At 43.4% G+C, this 12,372-nt stretch carries 8 protein-coding genes and 3 tRNA genes; 6 read left to right on the top strand and 5 right to left on the bottom strand.

Going from position 1 to position 12,372, the window contains the following annotated elements; genetic code table 11:
- Nucleotides 1-307: 307 nt before the first annotated feature.
- Both FTV43_RS04475 and FTV43_RS04470 read right to left on the bottom strand, forming a co-directional pair.
- Nucleotides 308-976, bottom strand: coding sequence for an HAD-IA family hydrolase (locus FTV43_RS04475; RefSeq protein ID WP_004976034.1), 669 nt, complete (start codon nt 974-976; stop codon nt 308-310).
- A gap of 353 nt (nt 977-1,329) precedes the next feature.
- Nucleotides 1,330-2,292 (bottom strand): RluA family pseudouridine synthase, encoded by a 963-nt coding sequence (locus tag FTV43_RS04470; RefSeq protein ID WP_154321085.1) that lies wholly within the window; start codon nt 2,290-2,292, stop codon nt 1,330-1,332.
- 762 nt (nt 2,293-3,054) lie between these two features.
- Here FTV43_RS04470 and FTV43_RS04465 point away from each other — a divergent pair.
- The 5 genes from FTV43_RS04465 (at nt 3,055) to FTV43_RS04445 (ending at nt 9,085) form a co-directional block, all read left to right on the top strand.
- Complete coding sequence (locus FTV43_RS04465; protein ID WP_179994951.1) at nt 3,055-6,489, top strand: Rne/Rng family ribonuclease; 3,435 nt, start codon at nt 3,055-3,057, stop codon at nt 6,487-6,489.
- 259 nt (nt 6,490-6,748) lie between these two features.
- Nucleotides 6,749-8,590 carry a long-chain-acyl-CoA synthetase gene (locus tag FTV43_RS04460; protein WP_179994950.1) on the top strand — a complete coding sequence of 614 codons (1,842 nt, stop codon included), beginning with the start codon at nt 6,749-6,751 and terminating at the stop codon, nt 8,588-8,590.
- A gap of 194 nt (nt 8,591-8,784) precedes the next feature.
- Nucleotides 8,785-8,860, top strand: a tRNA-Lys gene (locus FTV43_RS04455).
- A 21-nt stretch (nt 8,861-8,881) separates the two neighbouring features.
- Nucleotides 8,882-8,957, top strand: a tRNA-Lys gene (locus tag FTV43_RS04450).
- A 52-nt stretch (nt 8,958-9,009) separates the two neighbouring features.
- Nucleotides 9,010-9,085, top strand: a tRNA-Lys gene (locus FTV43_RS04445).
- Between the two features lie 261 nt (nt 9,086-9,346).
- On the opposite strand, the gene FTV43_RS04440 is transcribed toward FTV43_RS04445, so the two are convergent.
- Nucleotides 9,347-9,919 (bottom strand): hypothetical protein, encoded by a 573-nt coding sequence (locus FTV43_RS04440; protein WP_178866047.1) that lies wholly within the window; start codon nt 9,917-9,919, stop codon nt 9,347-9,349.
- 318 nt (nt 9,920-10,237) lie between these two features.
- Here FTV43_RS04440 and FTV43_RS04435 point away from each other — a divergent pair, with 318 nt between their 5' ends.
- A complete protein-coding gene (locus FTV43_RS04435) occupies nt 10,238-10,504 on the top strand; it encodes a PspC domain-containing protein (protein ID WP_131261073.1) in 267 nt (88 codons plus the stop codon).
- 226 nt (nt 10,505-10,730) lie between these two features.
- Here FTV43_RS04435 and FTV43_RS04430 read toward each other — a convergent pair whose 3' ends face one another.
- Together FTV43_RS04430 and FTV43_RS04425 are read right to left on the bottom strand one after the other, a co-directional pair.
- Entirely contained in the window at nt 10,731-11,834 is a 1,104-nt protein-coding gene (locus FTV43_RS04430) for an HPP family protein (protein ID WP_179994949.1), read from the bottom strand.
- 111 nt (nt 11,835-11,945) lie between these two features.
- Nucleotides 11,946-12,326, bottom strand: coding sequence for a hypothetical protein (locus tag FTV43_RS04425; protein WP_070154443.1), 381 nt, complete (start codon nt 12,324-12,326; stop codon nt 11,946-11,948).
- Nucleotides 12,327-12,372: the final 46 nt, after the last annotated feature.

Raw genomic sequence — 12,372 nt, 5'->3', positions numbered from 1 at the left:
GTATGTAAACTGATTAAGAATCGGAAAAAAGGCGGGTTTATGCCAATACTTATTTTCTTTTTTTCAATAGCTATTAGCTATTAATCTATTTTTATAAAAAGCAAGCAAAACAGTTGTCTGTAGGCTATGACATTATTTTCCGAGTCATTGACTCGGCAATTCGCAGCAATCTTAAAATGTCTTAATCCTAACTTTAGACTAAAAGCTAAGCCTTTTTATGACGCTCCCAAAAGTACATAAAAAAAGAGCAACCTGAAATTTTTCAAGTTACTCTAATTTCAAATTCATCTAAATTGTTTTACTGGGTTTAACTCGCCTGACGTAAACGATATTGCTGCACTAAAAAATCATGCAAACTCGGCACATCATCTGCAATGGTTAAAGGCTGATAACGCTGCAACACCTCTACACTATGCACGCCATAACTCACGCCTACACGCGGCATGGCAATGTTTTGTGCCATTTCCAAATCGTAAGAAGTATCACCCACCATAATCGCTTGCTCGACCTGCACATCGGTACTGCTCAAAATTTCCTGCAGCATTAAAGGATCAGGTTTAGATTTGGTTTCACTTGCAGCACGTGTCGCCACAAACAAATCCTGACTTTGGGTTTGCGCCAACACTCGGTCTAAACCTTTACGGCTTTTGCCTGTTGCCACTGCCAATTTCAGTCCCAAACCTGACAACTCATCGAGCATATCTGCCACACCCTCAAACCAAGCATCGGTTTTTGAGTGTTCGACATAGTGTTCTGAATAGCACTGCAAAATCGCTTGATGCAGCTCTGGCACTTCAGGAAATAAACGCTGTGCCACTTCAGGCAAACCCAAACCAATAATACTTTTAGCCGCAGCATCGGTCAGGGGTTGCTGAAATTGTTGTGCTGCGAACTGCAAACTCGCCACAATTTGACCGACGGAATTAAATAAGGTGCCATCCCAATCAAAAATGATGAGTTCTACAGGTTTGTTCATATTAGATTCCTAGATTTGATTCGGCTTTTAAATTCCCTCGCTTTACCTTAACTCAAAAGGATAAACGACCAAGAATCAGCACATATATCACAACAAATATTCGATACGCGAAGGGCGACATGGATGTCGCCGTTTCGCTGTGGCACAGAGATGTTCCATCAGCGAAACAAAAGTTTTTTGTTACTTTTCATCTTTGAAAAGTAAGGCATAGCCTATACACCAAAAATTTAAATTAAAAACTTTAAAATGTGGCAGTGAATTACCCCTGAAAACCTCATCTCCTTTTTGCGAAACAATGTTCCTCATCTTTAAAAAGAAGCAAGCTGCTATCGCACAACAGAGAGTTACAAAAATTAAAACTCAGGTGGCGCCGTCGGCTTATCCGCCTTTTGCGCTCTCAACTGCGCCACCAAACTCTGCATATCTTCAGGTAAAGGCGCTTCAATCACAGGATAGCCTGGAATTTCCAAACGCATGGCATGTAAGCACAAACGACGTGGCGCAGGACCCCGATATTCAGTTTGATGACCATATTTATCATCACCCACCAACGGATGCCCAATGCTTAAACCATGCACACGAATTTGATGGGTACGTCCTGACAACGGCGAAGCATATACCAAGCTTGCATGCATAAAACGCTCAGCCACATTCCACTGGGTTTTAGACTCTTTACCTTCTTTAGATACACGTACACGACGTTCGCCATTCGCCAATTCATAACGATGCAACGGCGCATCAATCAATTGTTGATCCAAACTCACCTGCCCTTTGACAATCGCAGCATAAGTTTTTTGGATTTTATGTTCGCGCAATAAATCTTGCAGGGTTTTTAAGGTACTGCGTTTTTTGGAAATCATCACCAAGCCTGAAGTATCACGGTCAATACGGTGAATCAATTCCAAATATTTTTTACCTGTCGCAGCACGTAAGCCTTCAATCAACCCGTAGGCAACGCCACTGCCGCCATGGACTGCAATGCCCGAAGGTTTATTCACCACCATCAAGCCTTCATCTTCATAAACCACACGGCTCAATAAACCCTGTGCCACCTTGTCTGAAATTGGAGCAGCACTGTCGTCTTTTTGTTCATAGCGAATCGGCGCCACACGAATTTGATCGCCAATATTCAGTTTGGTTTCTGCTTTAATGCGCTTTTTATTGACCCGCACCTGCCCTTCACGAATCAAACGATAGATGCGACTTTTAGGCACCCCTTTTAAACGACTAAACAAAAAATTATCGATGCGTTGACCCGCTTGATGCTCATCCACTTCAAACCAAGTGACACTTTGCCATTGTTGGGTAGAATTCATACAGTTAAGAGACCTAATAAAATACTAAAATTGATTAAAAACTGATCATTTAGGCTATGCTTTACACAAGAAACATAAGCTTAGCCCATAGGCAGATGATGCAAGGTTTGATATAGTCAGCGCACGGAAACCATCGTCAGTGGGTTCACGTTGAATCTTTTCAGGTTTTTCTGAAATAGAGCAATCAACCAACATCCCACTACATACGAGCAGGTCCCAAAAGAATTATGCCGACGCCGAAGGCTTATTATATCGGCAAAAAAGCAAACTGTTGCGTTTAATTGTACCTCAGGTACATAAATCAGTTTGCCTGAAAAAATATGTCGCCAACTCTAGTTGGTTTTTAAACGTAAACTGATACACATCAGATTAGTCGCACCCTGAAAACCACTTCAGGCTAAAGCGTTTGATGTATTGGATCTGCACAATTTGTAAAGATACGACGATAATTCCGTATCAAGACACTCTATCTATGAAAGAAGAGATGATCTTCGAGCAATGTGACAGTGAAAGTTACACACATCCAATACACCGCTCGTCCGCCAGTGAAGCGATCAGGTGACTTTATCCGTTTAAAGGTTAAAGCCGTATTGCCATCATCAATACGTGAATCATACACCGCAGCCCCACACAAAAAGGCTGGTAAAAAAAGCTCAGACCACAATTGGTTTTTTTGAGATCTGAGCAGTTGATCCGTGATGCTTGATGTTCGCTACGTGTCTAGCGATTTTTTGCTGTGTATCACTATTAGGTGTTACACCCATGAAACGTATGTTGATTAATGCAACACATGCCGAAGAAATTCGCGTTGCACTTGTCACTGGTCAGCGTCTTTACGATTTCGATTTAGAAAATCGTACCCGTGAACAAAAAAAATCGAATATCTACAAAGGTCATGTGACCCGTGTAGAACCTTCTTTAGAAGCCGTATTTGTTGAATACGGTGCAGGTCGCCAAGGCTTCCTGTCGATGCGTGAAATCGCAAACTCTTATTACAAAGCCGACCCTCGCCAAACTTCTAATATTCGTGAACTGATCACTGAAGGCACTGAGCTTTTGGTACAGGTAGAAAAAGAAGAACGTGGCAACAAAGGTGCTGCGCTCTCTACCTTCATTTCTTTGGCTGGTCGTTATTTAGTGCTTATGCCAAATAACCCGAAAGGTGGCGGTATCAGTCGTCAAATTTCAGGTTCTGTGCGTGAAGAACTCAAAGAAATGTTGGCATCTTTAAACGTGCCACGCGGCATGAGCGTGATTGTACGTACTGCGGGCATTGGTCGTTCACAAGAAGAATTACAGCTTGATTTACAACACTTGCTTGACCTTTGGGCGCAAATTCAAAACACCGCAAGCTCTGGCCCATCGCCAATGTTGGTACACCAAGAAGCAGGTGTGGTGACACGTGCGATTCGTGACTACTTACGTGATGATGTTGCCGAAATTTTAATTGACTCAGAACAAGCTTATAACGAAGCCTATAACTTCGTAAAAGCCGTGATGCCACGTCAGTTAGACAAGCTAAAAACCTATACTTTAAATGAGCCGCTATTCGCGCATTTTGGTATCGAAAGCCAAATTCAAACAGCTTATGAGCGTGAAGTTAAATTGCCTTCAGGCGGCTCAATTGTCATTGACCAAACTGAAGCATTAGTTTCAATTGACATCAACTCGGCTAAGTCTACCCGTGGTCAAGATGTTGAAGATACTGCGCTTAATACCAACCTTGAAGCTGCCGAAGAAATTGCGCGTCAATTGCGTTTACGCGACATCGGTGGTTTGGTGGTCATCGACTTTATCGACATGACCAAAGACCGCAACCAACGTATGGTTGAAGCCAAACTTCGTGAAGCAACACAAAGTGACCGCGCACGTATTCAATTTGGTCAATTATCCCGTTTTGGTTTAATGGAAATGAGCCGTCAGCGCTTACGTCCATCACTTGAAGAAGCGACTGGTTACGTTTGCCCACGCTGTCACGGTACAGGCATGGTACGTGACCTACGCTCTCTTTCACTTTCAATTATGCGTAAAGTGGAAGAAATTGCCCTGCGTGAACGTCATGGTGAAGTTCAAGTCGAAGTACCTGTTGAAATTGCAGCATTCTTACTGAATGAAAAACGTCACAGTCTGGTTTACCTTGAGCAAACTTCAAATGTGCGTGTGACTGTATTACCTCACCCACACTTAGAAACCCCACATTACGAAATTTCGTATAATCCTGAAGGCTTTGCACCAACCAGCTATGAACGTACTGAAGCAACTCGTTCAAGCGAAAAAGAGTTGGGTTATGAATCTTCTGAATGGCATTTAGAAGAAGCAGATCAATCGCACAGCCACGCTGCTGCACCTGCGGCTGAAAAAACCTCTGCAAGAAAACCACAAGCAGCACAGCAAAATAAAGCATCTGCACAACAGCAGCCTGCACCTGCGGCAGCAACAACTACTGCAAGCCCATGTGCCTGGTTAGAAAACCTGTTTGTTCAAAAGCAAGCCAGCACCATTGATCAAGCACGTAGTGCCAACAATGCAGCAGCAGCCATCGAGCAAATGGTGAATAGCGGTGCTGTGAGCCGTGGTCAGTTTGGTCAAATTGCAACTGCATCTGCTGCCCCTGCTGCAAGCAGTCAAAATGTGTACCTTGCACCATCGACAGTGGCACAAAAAACTGAACGTGACTCTGCAGATAAATCTGCTGAACGTGAAGACAAACCTGCTCCGCGTCACAACAACAAAAAGCCGCGTCACAGCAACAACAATAACAAGCACAAAGAGCAACGTGAGCCGCAAACTCAGCACGACAATCAACAACATCAAGTGCATGAAGAAGTGGTTCAGATGTCGCGTCAGGAGCAACGTCAGGAAGCGCGTGAAAACAAACGCAGCTCTCGTCGTCAGCACAACAATGACCAAGCACCACAGCAGCAAGAAGCTCAAAATAACAATGAGCAGCAGCAAAATGCCGTGCCACGTCGTGACCGTCGCAACCAACCTCGTCCAGAACGCCCAAATCGTCACCGCGACCCAAGCGTATTGAATGAGCAAGCAACGACTACGGCAGTGGCTTCTAATCATCCGAAAGTGGAGTTAATTGACGCACCGCGTCAAGAGTTCAATACAACGGCTTTGGTGGTGAATGTCGATCAAGCTCAAACTGAAATTGTGGCATTGAATGCTGCGCCAGTAGCGGCTGAACCAGTGACAGCAGTAGAAGCAACTCTGCTTGAAACGGTTGCTGAACCGACTCAAGCTGTTGCTGTGGTAGAGGCTGCTCCTGTTGTTGCAGAAAAAACAGCTGCACCTGCGGAAGTACAAGCACAGCCAACTGAACCTGCAAGACGTGCCAGCAATGACCCGCGTCAGCGTCGTCGTCAGCAACGTGAAGCTCAAGCACAGCAAGCAGCTGCACCAAAGTTAACACCTTCACAGGTGCCAACTTTAGCGCAATACAGCATTGGTAGCCTGATTCGCCACGTCTATGGCGAAGATTGTTCAGTCCTGATTGAACAGTTTGGTTTAATTCCAACGTTCAATCGTGCTTTGCAAAAGTTCACCGATGAATATGCGGCAAGCCTTGTTAGCACTGCGCCTGTGGCAGAGAAAAAACCTGTCACACGTGATGTGGAAGTTGCGAAAGCTGCACCAGAAGCAGAACCTGCGCCTGTGTTAGACCTAACACCACCAAAACCTGTGTCAGATAAGCGTGTTGCCAACGATCCGCGTGAGCGTCGTCGTTTAGCCAAACAAGCTGCTGAGCAAGCCTTGGAACAAGCCAAGCAAGCACAGGCAGTAGAAAAGGCTGAAGCGGAAAGCACACCTGCAGCAGAGCCAACGACTGACGTTGTGGCAACTACCGACGCATCTGTAGAAGCAAACTCTACTGCAGAAACGTCTGTAGCGCTAAGCACAGAAGTCGAAGCAACTACAGAAGTAAACCCTGAAGTAGAGGCTACAACTGAAGCTACTCAGCCAGAGTTGAACGCGCAAGACGACCTTGCACAAACTGTCACTGAAACTGCAGCAGCGCAAGAAGAAACTGCCGTTGAAGTGGTCGCACCTGTACAAGTGGAATTGGCTGTAGACGACCCAGTCGAAACTGCTGAATCTGAACAGGACAAAGCAGAGAAAGAGAAAACTGCGCGTCCGCGTCGTCCACGTGGCCGTCCACCTAAAAAAGTAACTCCGCCAACTGAGTCGTAATTCGCACTTTTGCAGCGGAATAAAAAAATCCAGTCATTTTAATGGCTGGATTTTTTTTGCTACTTTAGAGCCAACGCGGTGCTGACTTAAATTTAAGCGAGCTAATTTGAACTTAGGTGTTTTTGATTTTTAACAGCTTTTCTAAAAACACCTAACAAAGCTGAAAAATTAGGTTGATTGCACTAGGACTTAGGGATTACAAAACAACAAGACGTGATGCTGTGCAGATGCAACGGATGATGACAAAAACAGGATTCTTATGAACCAGATGACAAAAAGCGATTTAATTGGCTTAACGGATGTTGCGGCAAAAATTCCGCAGTTTATGACTAAAGTGCCTCACCTGATCACAGGGTTAAAGCAAGCCTATTTACGCACACCCAACACGCCTGCAGGCTTAGGTCTAGCATTTGAAAAAGCCGTGCATCGTAACCCGCATGGCTGTGCACTAGTGTTTGAAGATCAGCTGTACAGCTATTTACAGCTCAATGCTTGGGCCAACCAAATTGCCCATTACTATTTAAGCATAGGTGCACGTAAAGGTGATGTAATTGCGGTGATGTTGGAAAATCGCCCTGAATTAATTGCCAGTGTCATTGGCTTAGCAAAAATTGGCGTTACCGTGGCTTTGGTCAATACCGCACAAGTTGCCAAAGTTTTGGCGCACAGCATCAATTTAGTCAAACCAATTGCCGTGATTGTGGGGGAAGAATGTCGTCAAGCCGTTGCCGATATTCGCCAAGAACTTGAGCTTACAGAAAATCGACTGTATTGGTTTGCAGATCAAAATACCCGTACCGATGCTGGCACTGCCCCTGAAGGTTTTCAAAATTTAGCGCAATGCATTGCATCATTCCCAAGCTTTAACCCTGCCACCACACAGTCAGTACAGGGCAAAGATGGGCTGTTTTATATCTATACCTCAGGTACAACAGGCTTACCTAAAGCGGTGATTTTCACCAATAGCCGTTGGACGTTGGCTTATGGTACCTATGGTCATGTCTTGGGTTTAAATCAGGATGATGTGATGTACTGCACTCTGCCGCTGTACCATGCCACAGGTATTGTGGTGTGCTGGTGTGGCGTAATTGCAGGCAGTGCCACCTTTGCCATCCGTAGAAAATACTCCACTTCATGCTTCTGGCAAGATGTACACAAATTCAATGCCTCTGCGATTGGCTATGTGGGCGAATTGTGCCGTTATTTAATGGATGCGCCTGCTTCTGATTTAGAGCGTGGGCATCGTGTGACCAAAATGATTGGCAATGGCATGCGTCCTAATATTTGGAGCAAATTCAAAACACGCTTTGGCGTTCAGGAAATTCTGGAACTGTATGCGTCTAGCGAAGGCAACGTCGGCTTTAGCAATGTGTTTAACTTTGACAACACGGTTGGTTTTTCACCGACACCTTATGCGGTCATTCAGTTTGATAAAGAAAAAAATGAACCCGTACGCGATGCCAAAGGCAAATGCATGAAAGTCAAAAAAGGCGAAGTCGGCTTATTGATTGGAAAAATCACCCGTCGCTCACCGTTTGATGGCTACACCGACCCTGAAAAAAACAAGGCGGTGATGATGCAAAACGTGTTTAAACAAGGCGATGCCTATTTTAACACGGGCGATTTAGTCCGCGACATTGGCTTCCGTCACGCCCAGTTTGTTGATCGTTTAGGTGATACCTTCCGCTGGAAAGGTGAGAACGTATCCACCACAGAAGTAGAAAACATTGTCAGTGACTATGAAAAAATTGCTGAAGCTGTCGTGTATGGCGTTGAAATCCCACATACCAATGGTCGTGCAGGTATGGCTGCGATTACCTTAAACGAAGGCTGCCAGTTAGATGAACAAGACTTGCGTCAAATGCTGGTGGAGTTTAAAAAAGCAATGCCCGCTTATGCAGTACCCGTTTTTTTACGCATTCAAAAGCAAATGCAAACCACAGGTACATTTAAATATCAGAAGAACACCCTGAAAACTCAAGGTTTTGATTTAAAACAGTGTGATGAAAAAATTCTGGTGTTATTGCCAAACCAATCTGCTTATTGCGAGCTGACCCAAGAAATTTACGACAATATTCAACAGTATCAATATCGCTTCTAAGCCACTATGTTGCCTATTTTTTGATTAGATACGACAAATTTGTTGCATTTATAATCAAACATAGGCAACTTTTTTATTTTTTACTTGCGCTCGCTTCATATCTTGCTACAATACGCTCCATCAAACGAAGTGGTGCTTAAAACCCTCTGGTTTTTCTTGCACATCACAATCAAGCCTGCTTGATTGCTGGTTCAGGGTCGTTAGCTCAGTCGGTAGAGCAGCGGACTTTTAATCCGTTGGTCCCGCGTTCGAATCGCGGACGACCCACCATTTCCTTGATCAACCTTAGATGGGTCGTTAGCTCAGTCGGTAGAGCAGCGGACTTTTAATCCGTTGGTCCCGCGTTCGAATCGCGGACGACCCACCATATTCTTTAAGGTTGATACTTTAAAAATGATCATCGTCATTTTTACTCCTCTGGGTCGTTAGCTCAGTCGGTAGAGCAGCGGACTTTTAATCCGTTGGTCCCGCGTTCGAATCGCGGACGACCCACCATTCCTTCTAAAAAATCTTTAAATTACCAGTCATCACAGCACTGTTCTGTGGATCGTGCAGTTTCGTAATTTACTATAGAATTCCCGTATTCTGCCCTGTTTGACTAACACTTTTATCCACTACACCTTGCTCAATTCAGTTGTAGACGATGTGCCATCATTGATAAATCATACTTTACACATCCCAAATAAAAACTTGATGTAAAAAAACAAAAGCCCAAAAGTTTTTCACGAATGGGCTAAGAATTGAATGAGCGAATAATTAACTTGCTCTGATTAAATGATAGTTTTGCGAAGGTAAGGGATTGCTTTTAAAGTATTCACGATTATTTTCTGTTGCAATCGCAATTTTGTTTTTATCCATAATTAAATTATGGTCTTGATCAACATTATAGTAAAAGTTCACCCCAGAGGCGCGTGCCACCACAATTTGATGCGCGTCTTCATCATAGAACCATAAATCTTTGCGGTATTTTTTTTTATTGTCGTAACTGATTTGCCCCGCATTGACAAAAATACGATGCGCTGTCCCATCAGGCAATAAGGTCAGAATATAATCGACTTTTCCGCTTTCGCACATAACAAACTTATCTTCACAACTAATCTGAATAGTATAGCGTCCCACATAAGTCAGATGATTTTCGGGAATATGATGTTCTGTTGCAGCCGTTTGCATGGGTGCGGTTGCCTGCCCTGCTACTTCAGTCAGTCTTTTGGTTTCTACCTGTTCTGTATATTTTTGCACTGCAGCTTGCTCAAGTTGTGAATCATCGCATCCAAGCAATGCCACTGCACTCCATATAGAAACTGCGCAAATATTTAATTTAGCCGACACACTATCCCTCATATAGAGTGACCAGACCGAGTATTCAGTCCTATTCAAACCACCGAATAGACAGCTCAATGTAAGCCATGCTTTTCCTCAATCCTTTGTGGTCAAGCGCTTACTCTGCCCATTGCTTCTTTACGATATTTTAGGTGGATGCTGGTTTAAGCAACACCAAAAGTTACATAACTTTACTAATTGCTTTGCCACCGCCCTTTAAAAAACCCAAGTGCATCACCATTTTTATTCTATAGACAGATGATGTGCTGTAAACCTAAACCTCAGCCTGTATTTATTTTGAATTTTAGATCTCTCAAGGAGAATTAGATGGCCAATGTTGGTTTATATCGCTCAAACCGCTCAAATATGATTGCTGGGGTTATGGGTGGTATTGCTGAACGTTTTGGTTGGAACGCAAATTTACTGCGCTTAATTTTTGTGATTGTTTCCGTGATGAGCGCTGCCTTTCCTGGCATTTTGGTGTATTTGGTGTTGTGGTTGGTGATCCCTAAACAAAACCAGTCGAATACAACAAACTATACTCAGGGCTACACAAGACCTGTGCGCACGGTCAATCCTGATCAAGACCGATAAACGGTATTGAAATTTTAAAGACTGACCACATGTAAGATTTATAGGTTTTAATCGTTCGCTGATTCACTCTTAGATATCCCTTATTTACACAGTTTTTTTCTTTTTCGCTACGATTGCTCCCCCAAGCATCGTAGCTTTTTTTTGCCTTTCAACCTGCAATATATTTTAAAAGTCACAGCATTTCAGGATTGAGTCGTGTTGAATACGCATCGACAATACAAGTCAATCAATTGGTCTTTACAGCAAGCTGTTGATTTAAGACGGCAATCATATCGGCACGGCTAATAATCCCCACCAAACGCTGCTGCTCTACCACAGGAATGTAGTTAAAAGAACGCTCGACAAAGTACGGTACAAGGTCTTGAATACTTTGTTGCGGTTGCACCGTGACCACTTGGCGCAACATGATATGTTTTACTTGATGTTTCCAGCTATAAGGTAAATCTGTTGCGTGTTTAAACCATTCCACCACTTCATACAATGCCAAAGTTCCCACCAAATGTTGTTCAGTATCAATGACTGGCAAACTCATTAAATTCATGTGTTTGAATTTTTCTAAAGCACTGTGAATATCATCATCTTGCTGCAAACTAACCACATCTTTACTCATAATATCTGCACAAGTCAGTGCTTGAGTTTGTCGTTTACTGGCTTTGTGCTGTGCTTCTAAAATGATTTTTTGGAAGTCGTATTCACTAATATCTAGCAACTGGGTTTGGGCATCTAAAACATCTTGAATATCTTGCGGCTGAATAGTGGCTTTTTGAGTAGGTGTTGGGTCTTGGGTACGTTGATTAAACTGTGGCGTTTGAGGATAAGGCTTGCCAATCATGCGGTTAAATACGATTGCAATCACCATCAGCAAAACTGAATTGAGCAGCACAGGATAAAAGATAAAGTGATAACCCAGTTCACGCACGGCATCTCCGCCGAGCACTGCGGTAATGGCCACTGCCCCACTTGGTGGATGCAGCGAATCAGTGGTCATCATCAAGAAAATAGATAAAGCCACCGCCACACTAAAGGCTTCGGTTAAATTTGGAATATATAAAGCACAGCTCACACCCATAATTGCTGCAATACTGTTCCCAACTACAATATTCCACGGCTGCGCCAAAGGACTGGCAGGCACAGCAAACAACAATACCGAAGATGCACCCATTGGCGCGATATACCATGCGTTAATATCGCCCAACACCCACCAACTGATCAGGGAAGATAATGCCAAACCCAATAATGCGCCCAAACCACAAAGTAGGCGTTCTTTGAAAGGTAATACTTTGTAATTCGGTTTTAAGACATTTAGCCAGTCTGATTGGGTTAAGCTCACAATGCACCTTGCTGGAATAGTGTTGTTTCATTGGTTGCAGCAGTATACGCCGACTCAGACTGAAGATGTATTTAAATTACAGTTTTAAATAATAACGAAAACTGATCAAGATTAATTTAAATACTCCTCCAATTGCTCCAATCGCTCTACATATTTTTGCATGGGGCAAAACTCATACATCGGCGAACCGATATAAGCACCAGCATTACGGCACTTTTGATCGACAAAATTTTTCAAGAGTTGTTGTGATTTCATGATGTCCTGATAGCGTTCAAGCTGCTTGTATTCCTGACTCTGTTTTTTTATTTGATCCCATACCTGCACAATCTGCTTTGCATATAAAGTTTTGGTTCTGGTACTACAGATCTCCACCACAGCATTATTGATATTGCCCAGTTTTAGCTGTGGAATTATGTCATCGACACATTGGCTATAAGGATCTATCGCTTTATCTTGCGTTTTGGCAAATACCAAAGTACTCAAACAAGCCATAATCAGTACTGCTGTTTTTTAAACTAATTTAGTCATGAATGTGCTC

The organism is Acinetobacter sp. YH16053 (genome assembly GCF_013417035.1).
Classification (GTDB): Bacteria; Pseudomonadota; Gammaproteobacteria; order Pseudomonadales; family Moraxellaceae; genus Acinetobacter; species Acinetobacter towneri.
This window is presented reverse-complemented; position numbering and strand designations above follow the sequence as displayed.